Source organism: Nocardia sp. NBC_01327 (genome assembly GCF_035958815.1).
GTDB lineage: Bacteria > Actinomycetota > Actinomycetes > Mycobacteriales > Mycobacteriaceae > Nocardia.
Genome location: NZ_CP108384.1, coordinates 13,310 through 39,069, shown reverse-complemented (window position 1 = coordinate 39,069; position 25,760 = coordinate 13,310). Strand labels below are relative to the sequence as shown.

Annotated in this window: 22 protein-coding genes; 4 read left to right on the top strand and 18 right to left on the bottom strand. The window is 64.5% G+C overall.

Annotation, left to right across the window (positions count from 1 at the left end; genetic code table 11):
• Positions 1 to 320: 320 nt before the first annotated feature.
• A complete protein-coding gene (locus OG326_RS41820; RefSeq protein WP_327146946.1) occupies positions 321 to 827 on the bottom strand; it encodes a hypothetical protein in 507 nt (168 codons plus the stop codon).
• 390 nt (positions 828 to 1,217) lie between these two features.
• Between OG326_RS41820 and OG326_RS41815 the strand changes: the two genes are divergently transcribed.
• Entirely contained in the window at positions 1,218 to 1,505 is a 288-nt protein-coding gene (locus OG326_RS41815; protein WP_327146945.1) for a hypothetical protein, read from the top strand.
• Here the strand turns inward: OG326_RS41815 and OG326_RS41810 are convergent.
• From OG326_RS41810 to OG326_RS41800, 3 genes are all read right to left on the bottom strand, one after another.
• Positions 1,500 to 3,281 (bottom strand): WXG100-like domain-containing protein, encoded by a 1,782-nt coding sequence (locus tag OG326_RS41810; protein WP_327146944.1) that lies wholly within the window; start codon positions 3,279 to 3,281, stop codon positions 1,500 to 1,502. The two genes, OG326_RS41815 and OG326_RS41810, sit on opposite strands and share 6 nt — an antisense overlap.
• A 24-nt stretch (positions 3,282 to 3,305) precedes the next feature.
• On the bottom strand, positions 3,306 to 4,136 hold the full coding sequence (locus OG326_RS41805; protein ID WP_327146943.1) for a C40 family peptidase: 831 nt from the start codon (positions 4,134 to 4,136) through the stop codon (positions 3,306 to 3,308).
• Between the two features lie 362 nt (positions 4,137 to 4,498).
• Positions 4,499 to 4,813, bottom strand: a complete 315-nt coding sequence (locus OG326_RS41800) for a hypothetical protein (protein WP_327146942.1) — start codon at positions 4,811 to 4,813, stop codon at positions 4,499 to 4,501.
• Between the two features lie 983 nt (positions 4,814 to 5,796).
• On the opposite strand from OG326_RS41800, the gene OG326_RS41795 reads away from it, so the two are divergent.
• Complete coding sequence (locus tag OG326_RS41795) at positions 5,797 to 6,267, top strand: ester cyclase (RefSeq protein ID WP_327146941.1); 471 nt, start codon at positions 5,797 to 5,799, stop codon at positions 6,265 to 6,267.
• Between the two features lie 135 nt (positions 6,268 to 6,402).
• On the opposite strand, the gene OG326_RS41790 is transcribed toward OG326_RS41795, so the two are convergent.
• From OG326_RS41790 to OG326_RS41725, 14 genes are all read right to left on the bottom strand, one after another.
• Positions 6,403 to 7,911, bottom strand: coding sequence for a hypothetical protein (locus OG326_RS41790; protein WP_327146940.1), 1,509 nt, complete (start codon positions 7,909 to 7,911; stop codon positions 6,403 to 6,405).
• Positions 7,912 to 8,100: 189 nt separating this feature from the next.
• Positions 8,101 to 9,963 (bottom strand): type VII secretion target, encoded by a 1,863-nt coding sequence (locus OG326_RS41785; protein ID WP_327146939.1) that lies wholly within the window; start codon positions 9,961 to 9,963, stop codon positions 8,101 to 8,103.
• Between the two features lie 127 nt (positions 9,964 to 10,090).
• Positions 10,091 to 11,074 carry a hypothetical protein gene (locus OG326_RS41780; RefSeq protein WP_327146938.1) on the bottom strand — a complete coding sequence of 328 codons (984 nt, stop codon included), beginning with the start codon at positions 11,072 to 11,074 and terminating at the stop codon, positions 10,091 to 10,093.
• A 1,521-nt stretch (positions 11,075 to 12,595) separates the two neighbouring features.
• Positions 12,596 to 12,916 carry a hypothetical protein gene (locus OG326_RS41775; protein WP_327146937.1) on the bottom strand — a complete coding sequence of 107 codons (321 nt, stop codon included), beginning with the start codon at positions 12,914 to 12,916 and terminating at the stop codon, positions 12,596 to 12,598.
• A gap of 19 nt (positions 12,917 to 12,935) precedes the next feature.
• Entirely contained in the window at positions 12,936 to 13,283 is a 348-nt protein-coding gene (locus tag OG326_RS41770) for a hypothetical protein (protein ID WP_327146936.1), read from the bottom strand.
• Positions 13,284 to 13,335: 52 nt separating this feature from the next.
• Entirely contained in the window at positions 13,336 to 13,995 is a 660-nt protein-coding gene (locus OG326_RS41765; RefSeq protein ID WP_327146935.1) for a hypothetical protein, read from the bottom strand.
• Positions 13,992 to 14,333, bottom strand: coding sequence for a hypothetical protein (locus tag OG326_RS41760; RefSeq protein ID WP_327146934.1), 342 nt, complete (start codon positions 14,331 to 14,333; stop codon positions 13,992 to 13,994). Before OG326_RS41760 ends, OG326_RS41765 begins: the two co-directional genes overlap by 4 nt.
• Positions 14,330 to 15,835, bottom strand: coding sequence for a PPE domain-containing protein (locus OG326_RS41755; RefSeq protein ID WP_327146933.1), 1,506 nt, complete (start codon positions 15,833 to 15,835; stop codon positions 14,330 to 14,332). The genes OG326_RS41760 and OG326_RS41755 overlap by 4 nt, the downstream gene beginning before the upstream one ends.
• 7 nt (positions 15,836 to 15,842) lie before the next feature.
• Positions 15,843 to 17,441, bottom strand: a complete 1,599-nt coding sequence (locus tag OG326_RS41750) for a hypothetical protein (protein WP_327146932.1) — start codon at positions 17,439 to 17,441, stop codon at positions 15,843 to 15,845.
• Between the two features lie 86 nt (positions 17,442 to 17,527).
• On the bottom strand, positions 17,528 to 18,067 hold the full coding sequence (locus tag OG326_RS41745) for a hypothetical protein (RefSeq protein WP_327146931.1): 540 nt from the start codon (positions 18,065 to 18,067) through the stop codon (positions 17,528 to 17,530).
• A gap of 253 nt (positions 18,068 to 18,320) precedes the next feature.
• The gene (locus OG326_RS41740) at positions 18,321 to 19,034 is read right to left on the bottom strand and encodes a GNAT family N-acetyltransferase (protein WP_327146930.1); all 714 of its coding nucleotides are present in this window, start codon (positions 19,032 to 19,034) and stop codon (positions 18,321 to 18,323) included.
• The gene (locus OG326_RS41735; protein WP_327146929.1) at positions 19,001 to 20,734 is read right to left on the bottom strand and encodes an HEXXH motif domain-containing protein; all 1,734 of its coding nucleotides are present in this window, start codon (positions 20,732 to 20,734) and stop codon (positions 19,001 to 19,003) included. The genes OG326_RS41740 and OG326_RS41735 overlap by 34 nt, the downstream gene beginning before the upstream one ends.
• An 83-nt stretch (positions 20,735 to 20,817) precedes the next feature.
• The gene (locus OG326_RS41730; RefSeq protein WP_327146928.1) at positions 20,818 to 22,062 is read right to left on the bottom strand and encodes an FxsB family cyclophane-forming radical SAM/SPASM peptide maturase; all 1,245 of its coding nucleotides are present in this window, start codon (positions 22,060 to 22,062) and stop codon (positions 20,818 to 20,820) included.
• Between the two features lie 102 nt (positions 22,063 to 22,164).
• Positions 22,165 to 22,308 carry a hypothetical protein gene (locus tag OG326_RS41725; protein ID WP_327146927.1) on the bottom strand — a complete coding sequence of 48 codons (144 nt, stop codon included), beginning with the start codon at positions 22,306 to 22,308 and terminating at the stop codon, positions 22,165 to 22,167.
• Between the two features lie 462 nt (positions 22,309 to 22,770).
• On the opposite strand from OG326_RS41725, the gene OG326_RS41720 reads away from it, so the two are divergent.
• Both OG326_RS41720 and OG326_RS41715 read left to right on the top strand, forming a co-directional pair.
• A complete protein-coding gene (locus tag OG326_RS41720) occupies positions 22,771 to 24,957 on the top strand; it encodes a hypothetical protein (RefSeq protein ID WP_327146926.1) in 2,187 nt (728 codons plus the stop codon).
• Between the two features lie 80 nt (positions 24,958 to 25,037).
• Entirely contained in the window at positions 25,038 to 25,718 is a 681-nt protein-coding gene (locus tag OG326_RS41715) for a hypothetical protein (RefSeq protein ID WP_327146925.1), read from the top strand.
• Positions 25,719 to 25,760: the final 42 nt, after the last annotated feature.

The following is a 25,760-nucleotide window of genomic DNA, read 5'->3' as shown; positions in this document are numbered from 1 at the left end:
CGAGCTGCCGAACTTCCCGCCGATGGGAACGTCTGCCTGTCGGACAGCGAAAACTATGCCACCATTTGATGTGCCGTTACATGGCGGTACAAAGAATCGTAGTTGCTTAACCCCTCATCAAGCAGTTTCGATTCTGGCGGCTGGTCGTCCGCGATCGCGACCACCCAGCCGCTCCCAGGGAACTGGTTCGTCGACTCCTCCCCCAGGGCGACGGCCTGACCCGAAGACGGCCGGTGGTTCGGACACCACCGGCCGTCTCCGTGATCATTGCGGCAGCGACGGTCGGCGGTATCGCCGGACGGGGCTCGCCGGTCGGGCGGTTATGCGCTGGTTCGGGTGTCGGCAAGGGCCGGGATACGGCGGAACCGCTGGGCCGCAGGGGTATCCAGTTTGGCGACCACGTTTCCGCCTGCCGAAGGACCGCCGGCATAGAGGTGGACGTCGGATTGCCCGGGGTTGCCCTCGAGTACATCGGCCCGCAACGTGGTGTGCCAGCCGAACGGGACCAGTTGGACATGCTCGCCGCTTTGTGTCAGGCGGTCGGCCAGCTCCGCCAGCAGATCGAGGGCATCGGCGAGCTCTGTCAGCAGATCTACGCTCCGGCAGGCGCGTTCGCTTGATGTCGGCGGCCGGAGATGCGCGTCCAGGACGATGGACGTGGCGCCGGTGCGGGCGGCCATTCGCCGGATGATCTTCACTGCCGCGGTCCCGAGGGGGAGATCGCCGGGCTCGAAGATGATCGATACCGCCAGGCAATCGGAGAAGCGATTCACCTGGCCGATCACGGCGGACGAGAAGCCGACGGCGCACGGTGTCGGCTTGGACACGACGTATTCGAAAGTGCGGCAAAGGTTGCTGTTGATCAGCATGGCTGCCGCGTGTTCTTCCGGGCACCGCGGGAGTGGGGCAATCGACTCGGGATGAACCCTGGCCGATAACGGGGCGAGCTTTTATGCGTCATCGAATCTCCGAGCCGGTTGATCTGAGTACGCCGCTGGTTGGGTGGCGTTGGGGCGCATCCATCCCCCCCGACGGGAAGCGTGCATCGACTCTAAGACCGTGCTCATCGGCTTTCGGGTACCAAAAGCTGCCATCCTCGGCACAGTTCGCGCCACGTGATTGCTCACACTCGTGCGGCGGGCTTCCCAGCATGGGGAAGTCATCATGGCAGTGGCAGCGTGTGCGGGATCAAATGGCCAAGGGAGAGTGAGGAATCCATGGCCAGTACCCCGAATCTTGTTGCAGTATACGAGCTCGGCCTTTCCGAATGGAAGCGAGTGGCCGAATTTCGCCTCACCGAGCAGGAGACCGTCGAGCTGATCCTGTTCGACGGCAGCCGGTGCCCGTTGGCGGTGCACTGGTATCGCGCCGGCATCGAAACTCCGGCGTGGGAGCCGCTGGTCACCTCGAGCGAGGGGCCGGCGTTTATGCGGGCGTTGCTGCGTCCGTTCCAGATGACCTATTGCCGAATCGTCGACGAAAGCCTCAGCGGCGCAGGGCTATGAACCGCGCCCGCCAGGCTGTCTTCCGGGCGGCGGGGTGACGCGCGGTCGCGGCGCCGTTGTGGGAGCGCGCACCGCAGAATCGCGGTCGTGCTCGTTCGATTCGGCTGGACTGGCTATTCGAGTGGCGCGGGCATCCTGGGTGACGGGTGCAGGTCCCACCGCATCGGGTGCGAAGACGCTCGCCACGACGACAGGTGGCCGTTCTTGATTCGACCATGGTGTCTCGATATCGCGGGTTTCGTCGTCCTGGGTGATGGCAGCGGGCTGTGGGCGGGCGGCAGCGGGCTTCGGCTTCCGCCATGGGCTCGCGCGACGGGCCTGCGCGGCCCGCCATGGTGTTGTTGGCATCGCGCCGGGGGACGCCATCGGGGAGGCAGCGGAATTCGGCTGCGGCACGGTGGAGTTGGCATCCTCGCTCGGCGCCGGGGTAACGGCGGGCGCGGTATCGGTGGCGGCGTACTGCGGAGCCGAAATCGACTCGCGCTGCGGTGTTGTGGTGGGGTCGGGAGTGTGCGCTGCAGGATGCTCCGACGCCGGGGACGCCGGCAAAGGACTGGGTGCCACGAGATTGCTGGGTCTGTCCGACGTCTGTGGCGGGATGGCTGACCTGGGTCCGTCAGGATGATCGGCGGTGGTCGAACTGGCGTTCTCGGAGGCCCGCGAGGGCGCCGCGCCGGTGTTCGGATTGTGTGCGTGCGTGCTGGCGGGAGCTGAGGCCACCGCTGCCGGATGAGAGGCGTGCGGGTGTACTTCGGCCGCATGCGGGGCAGGAGCATGCTGCCAGAGCCTGGGTCTATTTATTGTATTCGGTTGCGCCGGAGTAGCTTCCGATCCGATTCTCGACGCATTGGGTGTCACCCCGAGAGACGCCCGGCTGGGCTGCGGCGAAGAGTGCATTCCGTCATTTGCCCGTGATGGGGCCGCCGCCGGCCGGGGCGGTGCGCCGGTGCCGGAATCGCTGAGGTGCGGCGATCCCGGATTCGAACCTACCGGCAAAGGGATATTTTGTGGTGAAGCCGCCGGGTTCTCGACCGGTGGCCCGGTGGGGGTCGTGAAGTCCAGATTGGCGACGTTCGAGGCGAAGTCGGCCGCATGCTGCACCATCTGATCGGCGTACTTGTCCAGTTCGTTGGCATAGCGGAGGACTTCGGCGGGCTCGATGTACAGCGGCAGCGTCGAGGAACTACTAGGGGGCGGCAGGCCGAGCAGATCGACCGCCGCGCGGTGGATCACGGGCTCGAGCATTCGCTCGACGGCGTGTTCGAGAGGGGCGATCGCCTTATCGAGCACCTCGCTGAGGATGTAGGACACCAGGTATTGCTCCATCATCTCGACCAACTTCCGCGCCGCCGCGGCCAGTGCCTGTGCGATGGCGGCCGAAAGTCCTTCGGTGACAATCGTTGCCGCCATCGCGCTCGCGTATCCGACTGCGAGACCTGCCAATTCCGCCAGGACCACGATCTTTGTCGCGACGATCACGTCGGCGGCGACGTTGAGTGCGACGGCGACCACCTTGCACGCCTGGTCGAGCTCGGCCATATGGGTCGCGCTCATCTGCCCCCACGCCGCGACCAGCTGCTCGTACGAGTATCCGGAGTACACCGAATTCATAGCCTTGATCGCACCGGTGGCGCTATTGTGCGTCCCTTGCACGCTATTGGCGAAAGTTCCTACATGCTTGGCGAGGACACGCACCTGGTCCTCGTTGATGTCCGGATACGGCACACCGGCGAAGTTGAGGAACAGCGCAACGTCGTGTGGCAGTTCGATGGCCATGTCCGCCTCCGCGTGCTGCTCGGACTACAGCACGCGTACGACGACGGCGTTGTTCGGCATTCGAGACCACTTCACAGTGGAACCGGTATGGGGCGCCTCGATAACCATGCCCTTGCCGGCCGCCAACTGCACATGGTTGGGACCGCGCGCACCGAAGGAGCTCGCGGGAAACACCAGGTCACCCGGCCGGGCGTCCTGCGCCGGAATCCGTGCACCGCTGTGGATCTGCTCGTAGGTGGACCTAGGCAGGATCACGTGGCCCTGCGATGCCTGCGCGATGGCGTACTGGGTCAACCCGGAGCAGTCGAATCCGCCGCCGGTGGGTCCACCGGCGCCGCCACCGCCGCATACGTAGCGGGTTCCCAGCCAAGCACTCGCCGCATGAACCGCATGGGTGCCAGCCGTGCCGTCGCGGGGCGCCCGTGTTCGGCGACGTGGCCGCAGTCGTGGGCGCCGTCGCCGCGGTGAATCGGCCCAGTTGGTGATCGCGTGCGGCGGCGGAGGCATGATCTGTTCGGCGAGCCGGCGAGCCGCGGTCGAATCGTGGTCGACCTGCTGAGTGGCCTTGGCGATCGTGGATTGCACCGCGTCGAGTAGAGCCGGACCGCTGAACCGGGTGTCGCCTATTCCGGCTATCGCTTGAAGCCTCGACTGCAAATCTGAGATTTGATGATGGAGAAGGTTACGGCCGTCGGCGATATTGCCGCCGGATGCTCCGACCGCTTGCCGTACGAGAATGTCCTTGCCTTCCTGCGCATTCGCGGAAGACAGTTGCAGGCCCCACGCTCCCGCGTGGTAGACCGTCGGCGGCCCGGAGATGTCGCCCGGATCGGGAACGAGTGCGTTCACCGTCACCGACCGCACTGGGCCCGGTGCACCGGCGCCGTACAAGCCGAGAAGAGATTTCAGTACCCCGTGCAAGTCATCGGTCAAAACCGTCGCCATTCGCACTACCCACCTTCGCGCATCACTGACCGTTGCGGTCTCAAACATTCTGTTGCTCAGTCACTTTCGGGCATCCCCCTGCCCGATCGACCCGACTGTCGGTCGTTTGTCGACTATGCACCGCCCCTGGTTTTCGGGTCTTCCCATTTCGGGGAACACCGGACAATGGGAGATCGACAGAGAGGCGGTGCCGACACGTGACGTCAGCCGAGACCGGCGCGGTCGGCCAGCACTATTGGACGGTGCCGCCGCTGCCCAGCCCACCTGGCGCCTCAGCCGCACTGACGAGTTTCATCTCCATGGCTGATGCCGCGATCCAGAGTTCGGTCGATCTGCTCGGGCGGGGCACTACCGACCCTCCGCCGAGTGTCGATGATCTGCTCACCACCGTGGTTTATACGAATCTGGAACAGAGCGCGGCGACAACGCAATATCAGCAGACACTCGCCGCGGTTCAGGCTCGCAAGACCGCGCTGCTTGCCATGGATGGACAAGTGCTGCAGGTTTCCATCGTGGTCGCGGCGGCGAATGACCAGACGCTCGCCACGATCGGGGGCATTGTCGCGGACCTGACGAGCACGCTGCACGCTGTCGGATCACAGAAGTTGACCTCCGCGCAGGAAACAAGCCTTATGCAGGAAATCGGGCAGGCGGTGGACACGGTGGATCAAGACGTCGCCCAGGCCGCTGCGAATAATGCTCAAATGGCGGGCGGAGGGTCCGGGAATGGTGACGCCGGCACTGGAGTCCCGGGTAACGGGGACCCCAGTGGTACTGGCACATCACCGACGACCGCTTCCGGCGGGGGAACATCAAGTTCGGGCGACAGCGGAATTGGCAGCAGCCTCACACAGATGATCACCATGATCCCCATGGTTGGGGTGATGGCGTTGTCAGCGTTGGCTCCCGTGGCAGCGGAGTGGATCAAGTCACAAAACGAGCAGCACAACAATTCGCAGAACCAAAATGGGGCGCCGCCCGGGGCACCGCCACCGGGAACACCAGGCGCCCCGCAGAACCCGACCGGGGCACCAGGCGCCCCGCAGAACCCGACCGGGGCACCAGGCGCCCCTCAGGACCCGAACGCGGCGCCACCAGGCGCACCGCCGCCGGGACCGCCTGGCGCTCAGCAGAACCAGAATGGGACACCGGGCGCCCCTCAGGACCCGAACGCGGCGCCGCCAGGCTCGCCGCCACCGGGAACTCAAAGCTCCCAACAGAACCCGAACGCGGTGCCGGGTGCCGTGCCCTCGCCTGGGATGCCCGGCTCCCGACAGCGGTCGACCACGGTGCCGCCCGCCCCTCCGCCGCCCCCTCCAGCCCCAGCTCCTCCCCCAGGCCCGCCGGGAAACATCACAACCGGCTCCGGCGAATAGTGCCGAGGCAGCGACAGTGTCGACACCTTTTGGGCGAACGGCTCACCTTCCCGTGACTGGGGATGAACGCGGTGCTCGGACCCGTCATCGTCAATAACATGCCGACAACGACAGACCGAGCGAAAAGGGGTCGTTGATCGGAGTGCGGTGTCTTGGCACTGGGCCCGATCTCGTTTACAGCTTTTGGGAGCCGCATGAGCGCACGTACCAACTCGAAGGCCGCGGCTATCCGCAGTCTCGAGATTATGTCAACCGGAACTCGCGCAGACTTCGAGGCTGTCATTCATCCTGATGCGAGGAATCGTGAGAGCCTGCATGAGCCACCGACGACCCGGCTGCGAGGGCCCCATGGTTTCTACTCCACGGCGCTGTGGCTGCGGACAGCTTTCGCCGACATGCGTCACGAGATCCGGCACGCTGTGGCCGATGAAGATCTGGTGTGCCTGGACACCATTATGATTGGCCGACAGGTCGGTTCGTTTGTCGTCTACAACACCGAGGGCGAAGTAGATCAGGTGTTTCCTGGCACAGGGAAGTGCTTCTCGGTCGCGCAAACGCATTGGATGCGCATGGTGGACGGGATGGTGATCGAACACTGGGCTGCCCGCGACGATCTCGGCAGAGCTCGGCAATTGGGCTGGTTGCCACCGAGCACGACATCCTGAAGCCACCACGCGGCAAATTTGTCGGGCGACCATGCCGATCCTTGCGGATTAGATTGGAACATAGAGGACCTCACTCAGGCTAGCTGAGATCGAAGGTGCCGCAGTGCAATCGGATACTGTCGGAACAGATCGGCGTCAGACGGGTTTGACCGGGGGCGGATTCGTCACCGGCGATGCGGCGACACCGACGTCGGTGCCAGTCAGGTGGAAGTAGCCGCGGAATTCACCGTAAGTGCCGTGTCCACCGTCGGGCGGGTTCTGCGGATCCTTCAGCTCTACCTGTTCGCCATTGACGATGATGTACAACTTGCCGTTCTCGGTGATGACCAACGCCATGCGGTTGTCCCACTGCGCAACGTCGCCGGTACGGAGCTGGGCGCTGTCGATCTTGGTCCAGCCACTGTTCCATGGGTTGCCCGACGCCGAGTCGGCCGCCGCTCCGGTATAGGCGGCCTGGGCATCGCTACCGCTGTGGTTGTTGAACTCCCTGAGCACCGCTGCGGCGACCACTGGTGCGACCGGTTGAGTCGAGCCGTCCTTCAATCTCACGAGGGGTTCTGATTTCAGGTCGGGTGCGGGGGTCGTACCAGGAGGAATGACGGGGAGGGCAGTCGCCGGAGGCGGGTCGGCGTACACGGCGGGCGTAGCCTGCACGGGTTCCGGAACGGGCTGAGCATTCGCAGGGGCCGGAGCCCTGTCGCGGTGTTCGCGGTTGCGCGAATCATCCTGTGGTGAGTCGATCGCGTCCATGAGCGTCTTCGCAATATTGGGTAGGGCCGACATCACCATCCCGATCGTCATCATCATGGTCGTCCCCATGTCGCCCGAGCCCGAGCTATCACCGGCGACGGAACCCGCCGAGGTGCCGTTCGACGTTCCGGCGGCCGCTTCTATCGGTTGAATGGCAGCACCGGTGGCAGCAGTGAGAGTAGCTCCTGGATCGGAGCTAGCGGGCGCGGGGGAAATGGCGAGTGGGCCACCGTCAGCTAAGTTGCCGCTCAAGGTGCTATCAATCGGTACGCCGGAGGCTGCAGGTGGCGTGGGTGTCGCAGACGGTGACGAAGACGGCGTCGGTGTCGTGGGTGGTATCGGTGACGCAGGCGGGGCGACTTGTTTGCTGAAACCTGCGGCCGTGTCGGATGTGGATTTGACGATTTTCTCCACCTTGTCCAGACAAGCGCGTAGCTCGCCCATGAGATATTGCGTGGTCGCCGGGTCCATCGTGATGCCGGTGAGGTTGTCGGACACGCCCATCGCGATCGTCTTAGGGTGCTGCTGGACCGCTGTCGGCGCATCTTTCGCGTTTTGTGGCGCTCGCAGCACGTCTTTGAGATCTTCGATCTTGGATATCATCTGGCCCAACGAATTCTGTGCCAACTCGGCCATTCTGCCTATCGGGACATTCACGTCGACGTCCTGACTGAGCAGATACGTCTTGACGGCGCGGAAGTTGTCCACTTTCGCTTTGTACTGAGTGGCCATCGTGCTGGCGTCCTCGGTATCTGCAATCCCGTTGTCGGACAACAGCTTTCCGAAGTCGGGTACTGTCGATGGTTTCCCGACACCCATTTTGTTCACGGCGTCCTGCAGCCACTTCTGCGCCCTGTCCATGAGCGCGCTAAGTGCCGGCGGCATTGCCTCCATTGAGCCCATCGGAGGCTGCAGCTGGACTATATAGGCGTGTTTGGTCGTGTCAGGACCGGCGAGTGTGCTGAGGAGAGTCGGTGGCGGCGTGCTGCCCGGTGATGCGGTATCGGAGCTCATCGACTGGCCCGAACGTCAACGGGCGCGTGACCGTGAACGGTGGCATCGGATCTCCCGCTTTTCAGCAACTCACGGAATCCCGGGTACGAGTGCCGGTGGCGCGTCGGTCGGCGTCACCGTGACTGTGCTCGGTGGGGTGGGGCCGACCGCTGGTGTGGCGCTGACGGATCCGACGACCGGCGTGGAGGTCTGCTCGACAGCGGCAGCGACCGAAGTCTGGGCGAACAGTGGGTGCGCCACGACTTGTTCGTGGGCAAACATCATGTCGCGCAGCGTCTGTCGGGTCGGCTGGTCGTCCAGTAGCAGTACCAGCTCGGTGGAGCGTCGTTCGAACACCATGGTGCGCAGGACCGTTGCCTGATCCTCGACTCTCAGCGCGCCGAGGTCGATGCGGCCGGCATCGACGCGGTGGGAGAGCATGATCGCCGATAGCAGATCGTCGGCGTCGCGCAGGTCCTGCCACAGCTCAGGGGGCACCCGCTGATCGGTTTGAATCGCGATGAGGATCCGCTCTCGCAGTGTCCGTGCCTCGGCAGCTTCTGGCGGTGTCGCTCTCGAGCTGCCCAGCATTGCGTGCGCCTCGACGGCAAGCTCGACGCTGCGTCGGCGCACGGCCGAATCTGGCACCGCCGCAACGCTTTCCAGCGCGGCGATCGAGGCGGCCAAGCCGAGCCGGTCGGCGGTGTCCGGTGTGAAGACCCGGAGGTCGACGTCGTAGGCGGGTCGGACCAGGTCCTGCACCGCGACATCGGTCAGCGCCGACCGCAGGCTCGCGTCGATCGCCCCGGACGACACCAGCGCCGTAAGCTTGGCCTCCGCCTTCGGGCCCCAGGCGAGTGCGAACTCGGCCAGCACTCGCGCCGGATCGGCGACACCTTCCCATGGCGTTACGCCGTCAGTGCCCAGCATTTCGTCCCACAGCCAGGGAGTGGATACTCCGCGCGGGATGTACAGGCCGGCCGGGAGCCAGCCGCGCCCCTCGTTGGTGGTGATGAACACCCCGGCTCCGGTCGGCCCGCGCATGACCGATACCGCCCAGGCGAGGCCGACTGCCGAGTCGGCCGCGGCCAGGACTGCGGCCAGCAGCGTTCGGGCGATTACCAGATCCTCGTTGTCCACAGCGTTCACCAGGTATGCGGGCCCGGACTCCTTCTCCTTGGCCGCAGCGACCGCAGCGACGAAGGGGGTCAACACGGTTGGCGGCATGGTCTCGGCCGCGGCGGTCGAACCGTCGCCCGTCGAAGACGTCGCCGGAATCTGACTCGTAGGTGCATCCATCGGACCCGTGGCGGTGATGCCGAGAGGAGGCGCACCGTTGCTGTCCGGCGCAGTTATGGTCGCGGGAAGGCCCGAGTCGGCTACGGCAGGGATGTCCCGCATGGGCCCCAGGGTCGTCGTCTCGATCGCCGGTATTGCAGACATGACCGACGCTCCGGGCATGGCCGGCTCTCCCGGCGTGACCGGTCGCTCCACCGTCGCGGGCGCACTGGATGTGGTCGCCGCTTCGTTCGGTGTCGAAGTGTCCGGCTGTTGCCGAGTGGCGTCGGGAGTAGGCGATACCGGCGCTGCCGCACTGTGATTGGCAGGTCCTGCCGGATGAGAGAGCGGCTGCTGGGCCTGCGGGCTTCCGGCCTGGCGGATAGCCGCGGCGCTTTCCCGATCGGCGCGTTCATAGTTGTCCGCAGCTGAGACCAGCGCGGCTGCCGTTTGCTCGTGCTGGACCGCTAGCGCATTGCCAGCCTTCTGCCGTGCGTCGTAGTAGTTGTTGAGTGCGGTATGTACAGCGTGGGCGATACTTCCATAGGTTTTCGGAAAGGTGGCCAGCCAGTCGTGCGGAGGCGTAGCCCAGGCCTTCGTGTCCGCGGCGACCTGCGTGTGCTGCGCCGCCAGGTCGCGCAGTACAGCGGGTTCGATATGCAAATTTTCCGGCATGCTGAATCGAGCTCCTCTCCGCCCTCACCGATAGTTCAATTGTCCAGCCTTCCCGCCGATGGGAACTCGAACTCGAAGCAGCACACCCCTTCTCGAACTGTATTCCCGGCTGTAGGGAACGCGTCTCCTAGAGACCGGTGTCGACCAACGGCCGCCGGACCGGGTCGCTGGCGGTCTTCGAAAGAGCTGGGTGTTCGGTGAGGTGGGCATGGACGTAGACCGCGTCGCGCAGGCTGCGACGGTCGGGAGTCTCGGCGAGTAGCAGGACCAGCTCGTTGCAGCGCCGTTGAAAGTGGAGGGCGCGGACGATAGGTCGCTCCCCAGATTGTTCGGATCGCAACTCACCCAGGGGTATTCGGCTCACGTCCAGGCGATGTTGTTGCATGTTCACGGCAAGTAGGAAGTCGGTGTCGCGTAGTTCGTCCCACCAGTCCGATGCGACCGGTTGGCGACCGTGGAGTGCGGTGAGGATGCGTTCGCGGAGTGCGCGGGTGCCCAGGGCCGCGGCGGTGTCCGGGATCGCCTGGGCTACCTGGGTATGGGCGGTGCGGGCGAGGGTGGAACGGATGCGGCCGATTGATTCCTCCGGGACTGCTGCCACCCGATCTAGCAGGCGGGGAGAGGCAGTGAACTCCAGGCGATCCAGCAGTTCCGGTCGAGGGGCGGACAGGTCCATCTCGGACGCCGCAGTTACATCGCCGTCGAGTGGTAGATCGGGGAGGCGATGGCGCATGGCCTGATCGATGGCCCGTGACGACGCCACTGCCGACAGCCTGGCGCCGGATGCGCTCCCCGATGCGAGCCCGAACTCGACCAGGATGCGGGCCGGATCGGATACGTTCTCCCAGGCCGGTTCTGCCACCTCCCCGGACCAGGGGGTGGAGATCAAGCGTGGCAGGTACAGTCCGGCCGGCAACCATCCTCGGCCCTCGTTCGATGTCACGAAGACGCTGATACCGCCGGAATGACGCATAACAGATACCGCCCAGGCCGGTGCGACGGGAGAACAGTCCACGACCGCGAGAATGCTGCGCAGCAGGGTCCTCGCCATTGCCGCATCGCCGTCGACCTGCTCCCCCAGTACGAACGCGGGAGCCGCAGCGGTTGCCATCGCCAGTCCTACAGCCGCACTGAGTGATTCGGCGACGCCCTCTGCAGCGGATCGGTCGCCGTGGTTCCGATTTGCGCTGCCGTCCGAGCGAGTATACGAGCGGTGATCAGCGGTGTGTGCCGCGTTTGCGGACACGGTCCCGGTGGTTCTGGTAGCCGGGGCGGCGGTGGCTTCACGAGGCACAGCACTGTTCGGTGGTGGCATTGAAGTCGGGGTGCCGCTCGAGGTGGGAGAACCTGAAATCGATGTGGCGGCGACACTTTGCGACGTTGCGTGTGGGGACGCAAATCCGGCAGAGGGATTCCCGATCTGCGGTACAACGGACAATGGCAGCAGCTGACTGCCCACGTCCGACACGTCGACGGACGCGGGCGTGGCCTGCTGGTCTCCGGGCTCGGCTCGCGACTGCGTAACTGCTTCAGCGGAATCCGACGGTGAATCAGGCGGATGCGTCGATCCGGCAACGGCGGATCCGTCGGTAGTTCCCACAGGATCCGTTGCCTCCCTGCCCATGCGCGGTGATCCGAGGGCATCGGGGGGCGTGGCGTGAGCGATGTCCTGGGATGACGGGCCAGCACTCGGTGCCGCCGGCGAATCAGCCCCGTTGTCCGTCGTGACGATCTGCGACGGCGGGCTATCACTCTCCGGACTACCGTCGAACACGCTGCTCGCGAGCGAGGTGGGAGGAGCAGGCAAATTATTGTGCGACGCACTATCTTCCGGCGCATTGCCATCCTGCATATCGGCGGGTCTGGTGCCGGCGGGCACCGCCGTGCCCGGCAGATTCACTACGGCTTCGGTCGGCGCTGGACCGCCGTCGACCAGGGGCTTGGATGAATCGTGCGGCCCACCGGGATTGCCAGGGATCGGGGCTGGGGAGTTCGATGGCCGTCCTGGGCCGGCCGGTTGGTGTGTTCCGCCGCCCTGGGTGGGGTGCCGGTCGGGCGAACCTCCGGGCCCGGCCGGGGCGCCGGTGCCTGCTGGAAGCGGTTGCCCGAGCAATTCGCTGATCACCGAGAGTCCCGGAATCCCCTGTGGGCCCACCATATTCATGGCATTCGTCATGACATCGGCGACCTCGCGCCTAGCTTCGCCGACTATGCGGGAAACCTCCTGAACAGCCCGATCGGCCTGCTGCGGAGTGTCCGTGCCACGCGGCTGCACGCCGGCGATGCGGGTATCGGCGGCATCGAGGATGTCGAGAATCTGATGACAGGTCCGCCGAACCAGTCCGGCGATCTCTCCGAAGGTATCGGCGGCCGCGCCCAGAGCATCGCGCAGTGTCCAGAGTCTCGACTGTTGGGTGCGCGCGTCGTCCAGTACCGGTTGCAGCGCGGCGCTGGAACGCACTCGACTCTCGAAGTCGTTGCGCGCCTGTTCGAAACCGGCGATATCCATAGTCGCCGCCCCGTCGCGTGCCGCGGCTTCCAGCGCGTTCCACGCATCCGGACCGATGCCGGGCCAGTTGTCGCCGACGATGGCATCCCAGTAGGGGTGGTCCCACTGCGGCTTCATCCGGATTCAGGCCGATTCCCCGGAGTGGTCGATGAGGGTGCGACCGCTGTCGTCTGTCGCTACCAGTGCCTGTACGGCACCGACGACGTAGCGATGGACCGCGACGGCGCGATCGCTATCGGAAGTCGCCGCATAGGTCAGGCTCGATCTGACCGACTGCGCCGAGTTCATCAGCGCGCAATCGAGTCCGGAGCTCGCACTGCCCGCGGGCACGAGCCCGCGGGCCACGGCAATCATCTGGTCGGTGACCGCTGCGGAGGCGCTGGCGACCCGGCCCGCAGCGGCAATCACCTCCTCAGGCTCATCGATGTCCAGCAGTTCGCTCACGACGCCTTCCTCTCGGCGCTCATCGCGCGGAGGTGCCGAATTCCGCCGCCTCCATGGCCCGATAGGAGGCCTCGGTCGGCAGGTCGAACGAGTCGATGGTGTGGGCGTGTGTGCCGTTGGATTCCATCTCGGCGCGCAGGGCGACCCGTGATTTCATGTGTGCCAGGCGCGCCAGGCGCAAGATCTCGGCAGCGAGCCAGGTATCGCCATTGTCGCGTGCGTCGTCGGTGAGGTGCAGGCCGACGATCTCCCCGTCGCGGTTGCAGGCCGCACCGGCGGTGTGGTCGGGGTTGAACACCTGGTAGGTCATGCTCTGCCAGGCCGGTAGCGCTGGGTCGGTGTCGAATTCGTGGTGATCTGCTGCCATGGGGATACTCCTACAGGGTCGTCCGAGGTGGGTGTCGCCTCGAATCGGGTTGTCAGGCAGGCGTTTCGAGCTGTGCGGTGAGGGCGCCCCAGGTCAGGTCGCCGATGCTCAGGACGTGTTGCAATTGCCAGAAGCGGGTGCCGAGATACAGTTCGGCGGATCCGTCGTGGGCGACGTCGAGGTGGTCGGGTCCGTCGGTGGCAGAGTCGAGGGTGACGGTGGTGATGGGCGGTTGCTTATCGTCGACCATCAGCAGGGTGCCGCCGCCGGGGATGAAGGTGTGCCGGCAGCGGGTTCCGGCCGGTACCGCCAGGTCCGCGCTATTGGTGGTGAGCGTGATCTGGGGGTCGAGTAGCAATTGCACCACCCATGCCCGCGCGGTGGTCTCGGGCCGCACGGCATTGATGCCCAGTGCCGGTACGGCGGCAAGATCGAGAACAAGCACCGACTCGGTAGCGGTGACACCGATAACCACGAGGCGTTTCGCGGTTCCGGTCGGTGGCGGGAGGTCATCGGCGGACAGGGTCAGCACATCCGTGCCGGGGCCTGTGACAGACGCCGGAAACGCGGTGACGGTTCCGGTCGCGACTTCGACGGTGTAGGCCACGATGGGGCTCGACGCATCCGCGCCGACCACGGCTAATCGCGCCAAGCCCTCATCGTGCAGCCATTTCACGGTGTCCGCGACGGTGACGTCGACGATGTCGCTCATGATGATTCACTCGTAACCGGCTGTGCGGCTGCGGGTTCCGGCCACGGGTCGGTATCCATCAGAACCTTGTACTGGCGTCCGGCGTCGGCGGTGCTCTCCTGAATGGCCGCCATGATCTCGGCGATCAGTTCGTTATTGCCGAATCGTGAGGTGGTGCCGGGTGCGAGATAGAGGCCGGTCAATCGGCCCATGGCATCGACCTCGGGAACGATCGCGCCACTGGGAGAGGGGCGCCGGGCGCGGATCCCGTTGATTCTTTCGCGCAGGTCGGCGATGCGATGTCGAAGGTCGCGCGCTGCGTCCAGTGCGGCCTGTACGTCTGGATGGATATCACTCATACGGAGCCTCCGGTGTTGGTCGGCGCTTGATTGGCGGGGGCCGGTGTCGGCGGTGTCGCTATAGGGGCGATGGTCGGTTTCTCGCCGATCACCACGTCGGTGTAGGGGGTGTCGTCGACATACATGAGGCGGTCGGGATGCCATGCCACGATGCGGGAGCGGTCGTTGCCGCCTCCGCCGTTGTTCATGCCGGGCATCATCGGCATGTACGGCATGGACGAACCGCCCGTGCCTCGATTCGCGGCGGCCGCGGCAGCGGACGTTTGGAGGGGTTCGATGACGGGGGCGCGGGGCAGTCCGGAGGAGCCCAATGCCGTCGACGCGGTGACCACGGGTAGCTGGTCTACGGGATAGACGGTGGATGTGAGGTCAGCAGGGATACTCGGCTCGCCACTCGGGACGGTGGGGCTACCGCCGTCGGGGAACGAGGGCATGGTGGGAAGGTTCGTGTAGGGATCCTCGGAGGGGCCGCCGGTCGGGATCGTTGGGTCGTGCTGCGGCGAACCCTGTGGTGACAGTGCGTTTTTCGAGCCGTTCAGGGCGTTCATCAGGGACGGGAGCAGCTGTGTCAGCATGCTGCTGTCGCTGTTCTGGCTTGTGCCGGGGGTCTGGCTGGCGCTGGTGGCGTTGGTGTTGCCGGCCGCCGGGCTGCCGCTTCCGAGGCCGTTCGTGGCGGTTGTGGAGTTGACCGCCGCCGTGTAGGCCGCGTGGGTTTGCCCCGACAGTGCGGTCTGGTCGTTGAACTCGGCCAGCGCCGCGGCGAGGGCTGGGGAGTTCGACCGCATGGCCGCGAGCAGTCGCTGACGGGTGGCGGTGATTTCCTGGGGCGTCGGATGCCGGGATTTCGCGGTTTGAAAGGCGTCGGCGTAGGCGTCGACGCCCGAGGCGATCCCGTCCAGACCGTCGCCGATCTGGCTCAGCTGGTTCTGGTAGTCGTTCAGATGGGAGGCGACCGTTGTACCGACCGGCGTCCAATTGTTCATGACCGGTACGGCGTTCTGCAGGCCGTCCTGTGCGGCGGCGTGCGCGCCGCCGAGAAACTGTCGCACCGAGTCCGCGAATGCCCGCGCGGGTGCGGGCCCTGGTCCGGAATGGAGCTGCTGGGCGAAGGTGAGCGGGTCGATGCTCGGCGGGCCGGCCGCCAGCGGCGCTATCGGCGCCTGTCGCGTTTCGAATGGCACTTGGGCGGCAACGGGATTCGCGATGATCTCGCTGCCGCCACCTCCCATTTGCCGCCCGCCTGCCTCGTCGGCTCGGGTGTAGTCGGCGGCCGCGGCCCCGATCTGTTGGGCGTGCGGGGCCAGTCCGTTCAGCACGGCGATCACATTGTTGATCGCGGACTCCGCTTGCGCGTTGTAGTGGGACGTGGCCAGCGCGGAGTGCGTGTCGCCTCCGGCCGGGTGGACCCAGCCGGCGGGCAGCGCGGCATGGACTTCCTGCGCCAGCGCGGACAGCGCGGCGGCCGCGCTGACCAGTTCCTGAGGATCGACGTTCAGTGCCATGGTCGTGTCAGCCTGCCGGTGTGGCTACCGCGGGCAGCGCTGTGCTCGGGTCGGCCGGGGCGGGGGCCGCGGTGTCGGTGGCGTTGGTGTTCGATCCGGTCGCTTCGATTCCGCGCGGATGCGCCCAGCCGGCGAAGTCGCCGAATGCGCCTGCAGTGTCCGACATTTCGTCCTGTTTATCGGCGTTGTACGGTTGGACTGCGCCGTTCACGATGACATGCAGCGTTTGGTCGGAATCGGATCCCATGGCGCGCACAATGGCGACGCGGTTCTGCCAGGTCGCGACATCTCCAGTCATCAGCTCGGAGGGATCCTTCTTGTCGCCAATCTGCTTGTTATCCGACCACTTCGCGGTGGTGCCTGAATAGGCCAGCTGCGCGTCGGTGGTCGTCTTGTTACCGTATGCCGCCGTCAGTGCCTGCCACACAATGGGCGAGACCTTCTGTGTTTTGCCATCGTCGAAGGTGAAGGACACGAGGCCGTCCGCGTCCGGGGCGGGCATGACGGGCTGAGCGGTGGGCTGGTTCGACGTCGCCGGGTTACCGGCCGAGGGATCCGGCTGACCCGGCGGTGTGGTCGTGGGCGCTGCCGGAGTTGTGCCGGGCGCCGGGGAGGTGGCCGGCGCTGGGGTGGTGGCGGGTGCGGCTTGAACCGGCGTGACGGGCTGCGGATCCTGTTGGTAGCGATCCTGATTCGGATCGTTGGGATCGCCGTCTCGACTCGGGTCGTCGGCTTGCAGACGCTGGCTCGCAGGGTTCATCATGGAGTCTAGAAGAGGCATCATGCTCGATAGCCCCGAGTCCGGGGAGGCGGCCGGAGATGGTGTTGTCATGCTTGCCGGCTGTACGGACGACGGGTTGATCGACGAGGCGCCGTTCGGATCGGTGGGGCCACCGGTGGTGGTGGCACCCGTGAGGCCGGTCGGAGTTATCGCTGCGGGCGGGGTTATAGGGGGTAAGCCCAAGGGAGGGCTTGGCCCGGGGGCCTGCGGGCCCGGCGCAGTCCCGGGCGGTCCCGGAGCCACAGGGGGCGTCGGAACTGACGGCGGATTGAATGACGAGACCTTGCTCTGCAAGGCAGCTAGCTTTGCGTCGAGCTCCTTTTGCATTGCCGTGACTTGGTCGGTTGTATCTGCGGTCTGAGCGCTGGCCGCAGTGATGACGGCTGAGCCGTCGGTTGAAACGGATCCTAGGAAACCCAGGACATGCGCGTCTTCTGTCATCCCGGTCGGAAGCGTTTTCGCACTGTCGTTGATGTTACCGATGATGGTGTTGAGTGCCTGTTGCCCCTGCTGAGATATGGCGGCCTGGGCCTTGAACAGTGGCGCTAGCTTGATGTCCGTCGCCTTCAGTTCGCTGAATGCCGTGTTCAGTGACGCCGCTAAAGCCTGATAGTCGGCAAGGCTCACACCGTTGAAGGCGACCAAGGACGTGGTGTCCACGACGGGAGGGTCACTCTGGGCCGGAGGCTCGGTCGTAGATCCCGTTCCGAAACTGTCGAAGGTCTTCTTGAAGAAGTCCGGAAGCGCCATATAAGTATTCACTGTCGCAGTCGACAGCTGGTATTGCTGCTGGAACTGCTGCGGGAGCTGCGTCGGGTCGGGCATAGCGATATCGCTCAGGGTGACAGTGCTCGGGGTGACAGTGCTCGGGGTGACAGTGCTCGGGTCCACTCCGCATCACCCTCGAATGGTCATACGGGCTGTCCAGGGTGCGTGATGTTCTTGTAGGGCATTGCGGAAATGCCAAACGAAGACAGGTCGCCTGGCGTACCGGGCGATGAGTTTGTATTCATTGAATTCACATAACCGGCAGCCGCACCACTTACCACGGCGCCTTTCCCCATTTTGGTTACGCTCCGGATGGCAAAAGCTCTGCGCTTGGCAAGGTTAAATCCGTCCTTCCCAACGGAGGCCTCAATTTTACTCATCCCGCCCGGCGTGTATGCGGTCCAGCCATCGCGAAAAACTCTGAAGAGCCCTTTCCCGGCATTCTTCTCAGCGCTGGCGGCAACCCCGCCGCCGATAGTCGCAATTGCGCCATCCATTGCCCCGGCCTCGAAATTTTGGGACCAATTTTTGTTGCCGTCGACATAGTGGGAGGCGAGCACTCCGACCGCCCCGGCCGCCAGCCCTGCTCCGACCGGGCCGCCGATCATAAACCCCGCGCTCGCTGCTACTCCGGTGAGGATGTCCCCCGTAAGTCCTGCCGGAAGACCGAGCCAACCCGACATACGCTCACCTCACCAAATCCTGGGTAGACGGTCATCACTCGGCACGAGTCGCCGTGTTCTCGCGAAATGACCGGCAGCCGAACACGTCTCGGGCCTTCTCGCATTCTCGATTCTGCGGGATTCCCAGCTCTGAGAACAGGGCCCCGTCTGGCGGGCAATGATTTTCCGCCAGGCTCAGGATTCGGGCATCGGCTCCGCGCCGTGATGTCCGTCAGCCGCCTCGGTTGCTCACTACTTCGGAGCGGGGGAGGTTTCAAGGGTTCCCAGCCAAGTTGCCGCACTCGGCCGACGGCCGAACCAGCCACTGCTGGGGTGCTTCGATGCCGTATTCCCCCAGAGGTGGCGGGGTTTCGGTAGGCGGCCCGAATTTCTTGAATCCGTAGCGCTTATAGACCGCCTCTGCCGGGCTGCCCGCCGTGGTACCTACATGGACGACGCTGGGGCCGAAATACTCCAGCATGGCTTCCATGAGACGGGCGCCGATCCCCCGGCTCTGCGCACTGGGCAGCACGTATAGCGCACCGATTTCGCCTGTGCCGTCTTCTGCGATCACAGCGTGCGCGAGGCCGAGCACATTTCCTTCGGCCGATCGAGCCACGAACAAACCCGGATCGCCTTGGGCTACAAGGGCCGGCCAATACCCTTCCTTGCGCGGCGTCATACTCGCCAGTGCGAACCCCAGCGCATCTCCCGGTGTCGGCAACCCCAAGTAGAGGTCCAGTGCCGACAGGATGTGGACGCGCGCCATGCTCGTCGCGTCGGCGGGAGTCGGCTGAGCGATTGTCACCGCAGTGATATCGCCTACCGCGTCCGACGGGCGAGCGCCCAGATAGCTGCGCGTGAATGGCTCAGCGCGTGGCTTATCCCCGGCACTGGTGTCGCCCGGATGTGTATCGTTCGCCTGCTGAATCAGTGCGGCGCTCTCCTTTTCCGCTAGTTGACGGTGAGTGCGGGCTGTGAGAGCCATCGCAGGAGATCCATGATCTCGACATCAGGCCCCACTGCCTCATAGAGTCGTGCGACCACTTCGGCGCGCTCGTGCAGAATTTCGAAGACGTTGCTGCCGAAGATCTTCGGCCCGCTCACGCTCAGTCCGGCCCACGCCTGCGGGCGGAGGGGATCTGCGCGTAGTTCGCGGCTGTAGAGCGCGAACGCCTCGGTGAGGTATCCGGAGAGATAGGCCTTGTCCCCCTCGGGCTGCTGCGGGTCCGCCAGCGCCCGTGCGGCGGCCGGATCGAGTGTGTTCAGCTGTGCGGCCAGCCGTAATTGCCGATGGTGAGCGGGGATTCGCTGCTCGTCGATGATGGTCGAGGTTGGCAGGGCGGAAGGTGCGGGGCGACCCGCGTCCCAGCGCTTGACCAGGTAGGCGATGCTGAACGGATCGGGTTCGAGATTGCGTACCTGCCAGAACGTCTGGTGCGCGACCGCTGATTCGGTGGCGGCGTGCCGGGCGGCCGCCGGGATGTCTTCGCCGCTCCACGGGGCCATCGCCTCGGTGAGCGCGCTCAGGAATCGTTGTCCGTCATTGCTGAGCAGGCCGGAGTCCCGCAGTTGTGTGATGGCCGCTATCACCTGGACTCGCCACAGTTCGAAGTCGGCGTGCGCCTGCAATGACTTGTGGCACTCCGCATTCCGGTGCACGCGCCAGAAGTCGGTGACTCCGGCGAAAGCGTAGATCCCGTGCAGCAGACCGAGAATCGGGCGCGGGTCATCACGCCATGGCGCGTAGAAACGGCCGGCCGCGTCCGGAGTGAACAGCTCTACTTGATCGGTCAGAAGTGCGAACTTGGTGTGCTGGATCTCGTGTATCAGTGTCAGCGCCAACTGGCAGGGATCAGCCGGTGCGGTGGTGTAAACGCAGCCGACGCCGTTGAAGTCGGTATGACTGGTGCTGGCCACCAAGGGCTCCAGACTCAGCGGGGTCAGGCTGATCAGACTCCCCCGCATGGATGTGAGGTACGGGCCGAGTTCTCGGTCCAACAGCTGCCATGCCTCCGCGAAGTCGCGATGCCACCGGTGCGCCTGGGTGACGTTCAGGCGTGGAGGCGTCGGCTGTTCGTCGTGCAGGGCACGGAACGGGTCAAGGTCATCGAGCCATACCGGTGACTCGTTGTCGGCTCCGCGCACCCATCGCAGCGGCTGCCACTCGGGATGGGAATCGTCGGTTTTGGAAGCGATGTGCACCGACCTGCCCGACCAGGTGAAAGACACAGTGCCGGTGGCGGTCCAGCTGATTATGCAGGGTCCGGAGTAGTCGGAGGTATCGAGCCGGGCCAGGCCGAGCGTCGGTAGCATGATCGCGCCCCCCCGGATGACGACCTGCGCTATGCCTTCGTCCAGGCAGGTGATGCTCGCGGCCGCGGCCAGCCAGCCGAGATAAGCGCAGTCGGCCCACAGGGGAAGCGTCTCGCTGACCTCACTGGCAATTCGCCGCAGTACGTGGCTCAGCCAGGGTCCAGTGTGCGGATAGCACAGCATCGAGTTGATCAAATCCGGGTAGTCGGGCTGTAGATCGGACAACGTCTGGTACGCCTGATGCAGCCCGGATGCCTCGGCCACCTCTACGTCGACCGTGGTCATCAGCGTGCGCAGCATGATCATTCGCATCGCAAGGAGGCCGTCGGTCAGTTGTGCGATACCTGCTGCGGATCCATGGATGGAACCCAAGTCCGTGATGATGTCGTCGATGTGGCGTGTGGAAATGGTTCAGCTCCGATGTCTTCCGGCGGGCAGGTGGCGGCTGCGCGGCGCTAGCCGAGGGTGTCGTTCTTCGCCCGACTGGCGGCAATGGCGGCTTCGAGATCGGCTCGGACGCGGGATTCGATGTGCGTGATGAGCTTCGTCAGGTCGGCGCAGTACACGGACGGATTGCGGAAGCCGCTGCCTTCCCGGTAGCGGTGTACGTAATGTCCTCCACCACAGACGGTGTGGATCGGGCACGCGAGGCAGGTGTCGCTCAAGGCGGCGGCGCCGATTTGGCGGGCCACGATCGAGGGATCTTCCAGCGCCAAATCGAGCGGATTTCCGTTTCCACGCACCGGGATTCGGGCCGCGCCGTCGAATGCGGATTTCAACTCGTCGACCTGTTCGAGCGATCCGTCGGTTTCGATGACAGCCAGGCGAATGGGCGCCAGACCGACGGTTTCCGAAATCGCCTGACCGCCGAGCAGCAGCTGGACGATGTCCCCGAACAACCGCACCTGTGTTTCCTGCTGCGGTGCGCTGTACCACCGGTCGAAGATCGTGATCAGCCAATCGGCATACGGCGTTTCGCTCGTATTCGAAGCCTGGCCGGGCGGCGGTGCCGACCAATTGGCATGGGGCAAAAGGAAATCCACGGCCGGCGGTTCGAAGAGCAGCATGGCCTCGTACGTTCTCACCGGATCGTTCGCCACATCGATGGTGCACAGCAGACCCGAGAACAGGTGGCGCGATTGCGGCGTCAGCAGCTGTTCCAGTCCGGCGACAACGCGCGCGTAGCTGCCGCGGCCCTGACGATCGAGCCGGTGCCGATCGTGTTCGAGCTCCCCGCCGTCGAGGCTGACACCGATCTGGATCTTCCAACGGTCGCAGATTCGCAAGACCTCGTCGTCGATCAGAACCCCGTTGGTTTGGATTCCCAGGTTCACCTGAACCGTCGGCTCCAGGATCTCTCGGGCGGTGCGCGCGAAGTACTCGAGATCTCTCGTCCCGACGAGAAGTGGTTCACCGCCGTGGAACACGAGATCGAGTGACGGTAGGGAGAATTCGAAGGCGTGTGCCTTGATCATCCGGCAGGCATCGAGGAAGACTTGACGGCTCATGGCCTTCGGCTTGGACCGCCAGCTCTGGTCTGCCATTTCGTACATGTAGCAGTAGTCGCAGGCCAGATTGCACCGACCGTGGATTTTGACCACGAACTCGTTGAACGCCATCGGCCGCCACCCGCCGCGGCGAAGTTCGGCGAAGTCCAGTTCCCAACCACGCCACGGCAATTCACCCTGGTGCTGCTCCACTGGTTCCGCTCCTCTCTCACGATGCGCAGGCGCGGTGGCGCGGTGCGCGACCGTGAACGGCCTGCGCGGTGGCGCATCCACGGTCACGCAAATCTGTTGGAACTACTTGACGGGGGCGATAAACGAGTTGAACGGCGCGGAGCGCGATTCGGTCTGGTGCCGCGCGAGCGCCGCACGCAACGCGGGGCCGGCACCATCCATCAGTTGTTCCGAGTTGATTTTCGCGAGTTCGGCGAGATTACCCATGGCACATCTTCCCTTTCATGATCTGGACACGAGTCCCGGAATTGGGCAGCACAGATTCACCGGCCGCTAATTCGCGGTCCTCGGTTCAGGGAATCGGATTTCACACCGGGGAATTGATTACATCCCGGCGATGGAATCGTAGCAGGACCACGAGAAATACCACCGGGGCGACCTCCCAGCCTTGAGAAGTGCCAGGTGGAAATCACTTTCGGTGAAGGACGACGGCAGGTGAGCGATAGGTTACGGGAAAGAAGACGCGTGGTTACCCGAATGTGTTGATACTCAACGTCACATTCGTCTAATGTCACCCGCATGTCCAGGCGTTCGCCGAGAGGGCGGTCCTTTCGATCGCGCCGACAATCAAGAGAAGCAGGCGATTCCGGCGTGCGATGTTCGCTCTCCGCTATTCGGCGCATTCGACGCTGCGTCAGCGACCGCAGATGGCGCCGGCGCGCGGTCTGGATGCTGTCGATCTTCTTCGTGCTGTTCGTATTTCCCGGGCTGGTCGGTGCGGTGGCGGGTGCGCAGAGCGACTCGGCCGCCGGCACCTCGGGGATCGATGGGCTCAGCTGGATGAACATCCATGATTCCCAAGGGGTTCCGCTCGCGAACTACCAGTTCGTCACCGACCACGGCGGCAATATCTTCGATCTGGGAAACACCGTGCTGTGGATGCTGCTCGGTATGGAGGTCACCGGGTACCTCGTCATCGTCATCACCGCGATCTGGATCATCGGATACGCCATGAGCTTTCAATGGCTGAGCCTGTTCTCCAGCGCCCTGCACAGCGTCGCGCACACCCTCACCGCCACGATCGCGACGCCCGCGATGCTGGTGACAGCGGCGACCTTCGGTGCGTTCTGCGTCGCCTGGTTCGCGCTGCGCGGCTACCACGCGAAGGCGACGATGCAGATAGTGACCATGCTGGCAGTGGCGATCCTCGGATCAATGTTCCTGGCCGATCCGCTGGCTGACGTTTTGTCACCTGACGGTCTGCTGGCCCAGGGACGTGATGTCGGCATCTCTGTGGCATCCGGTCTCAACGGTGACGCCAACCCCGATCCCGGCCGAACGATATCGGGCTTGCAAGGAGGTCTGGCGGACAACTTCGCGCGAGATCCATTGCAGTTCTGGAATTTCGGGCATGTGGTCGACGATCAGTCCACGTGCGGGCCCGCATGGACCGCGGGTATGAACGCTGGGACCGACAGCGCGATGCGGGCGGGCCTGCAGGCGTGCGGGGACGAAGCCGCCGTGACCAAGTCCAAGAATCCCAGCTTTGGACAGGTGGGCACCGGGCTGATTCTGCTGATCTGCAGCACACTGCTGCTGGTATTCGCGGTGTTCCTGTCGATCCAGGTCATCAAGGCCGCGCTGGACTCGATCTATCACGGGTTCTTGACGATCTTCGGGTTCGCGGCGGGCGGATTCATCTACGGTCCGACCCAGACGTTCCTGGTGCGCAACGTGGTTCACAGTTTCGTCTCCGCTGTGCGCATGACGGCGTACGTCGTCTTCCTCGGCTTCTACATGGTGTTCATCGGCAATATCTTCCAGCAGTCCCAGGGACATGTGATGGCGGTGCTCGTAACAGCCGGCATCGTCGAGGTCATCGCCATCTCCCAGCTGAAACACCTGACCGCCGGCATCAACAAGGGCAACGATTGGATCGCCAACAGGTTCGCCTCGGCCGTGCAGAACGGGATGGCCAATTCTGCGGCCGGCGCCGGTGGCGGTGGCGGTGGCGGTACCGCGTTGGGCATGGGCACACTCGGCGCTCATGGCACTGCCGGCGGCGGACTCATGACCAAGCTGGCCATATTGACCGCACTCAACGCCAACCCGGCAGTGGCACACGCTTTCAAAAAAATGGGTCCTTTCAACCCCCAAGCGGGCGCCCGCCAGCGAGCCGAGAACGCCTCTATGGCCATTGCTCCCATGAACCTGGAAACGCACGTATGGAGCCAACTCGCACGAGACAACTGGATGCGGAAGGCCGAGATTCGGGCACCTGGCGGCGTGGGCCCGAAGACGGATCTGGAAGTCGCGAACATGCTTGACGGCTGGGGCGACAGCAACATGTCGCCTGAAAAGTTCGAGGCTGCTGCCATCCTGCGTGGCGCTACCCCGTTGCAGGCCACGAACGCAACCCGGGCGACGGCCGTGCAAAAAGCGGGTTTGTCTGGAAGGGGTATGCCGATGGTCGATAAGGCCATCTCGGCCGCGAACGCGATCGCCAACCACACCGGACCCGACGATCCGATAGGTGCCATAGCAGGAAAAGCCCTCGTCGCCGCGAACAATCTTGTGCGGAACTCGGTCGCGCCGCAGCGCCCCCTGACCCATTCTGAACAGCAATTCGTCGACCGCGTCGAGCGTAACTGGGACTCGGACGTGGATATGCGGACGAATGTTACGCCCGAGATGTGGGGTGATGCTGGGCAGAACGGTCGCCGGGAAGTCTCAAGACTCACCAGCTCTGGACTTCAAGAGGCAACGCAGGTCTACAACGATCTATTGAACAGTCCTCAACCGGTTGACCCCGCCCGGCTCGGAGCAGCTCGCATGGATGTGGCGACGTGGACCAATCGCAATAGGAACGTGCACCACGAAGACCGTGCGATACAAGGACCGGACGGTTGGGGATAGTGCACAGGTCGTGGATTATGAGTTTCGGTGCTCCCCAACAGTGGCGATACCATCGAATCCGACGGCAGTAGGTTGTACCGATGGTGGAACCGACACCTTCGCTGCCGGCCCGCGTTCACCCCGGGCACGATCCGCATCCCTCCTCGACCCGGCCGATCAAGGAGGCCGGGCCGTATATCGCAGTGGCGGTGGGGAGTTCGGTATTGTTCTTCCTGCTGTTCCAGCCGTGGATGACAGCCTCGGGGCGGGATGGCTCGGCCACCGTCAACGCGTTCGGCCGAATCAAACACACGACCAGGCATCTGAATCTCTGGTCGGAATCACCGCCATCCAATGCTGAAATCGATAGTGTCTGGGCGGTTCTCGCGATCGTCGCGATTCTCATCGCCGTGATTGCGGCGATCCAGACGATCCTGCACCGTAGTGAGGCCGCCGAAACTATCACGGCCGTCGCGACATTGGCTGTCGCGGTTCTTGTATTGATCGATGTACACAACCTTGACAGCAATATTCCTCAGGTGCGAGATTCGCTGGGAATGAACACCGATCTGAGTTCACAGTTGGGGCTGGCGATCGGGGCACTGCGGGGCACTTCCGACTATCCCTGGCCGGGGCACGAGGTAATGCTGGCTCCCTCCGAATTGACTCCCTGGGCGTTCGCCTCGACCGCGATCGCGATCGTGTCGGCTGCGGTTGCGGCGATGCGGTCCTGGCAAAGCATCCTGCGCGGGATCACCGCTGTCGCTGCTCGGCTCGTGTAGAGAGTCCCGGGTCAATTCGATTGCCACAGAAGCTGTGATTCG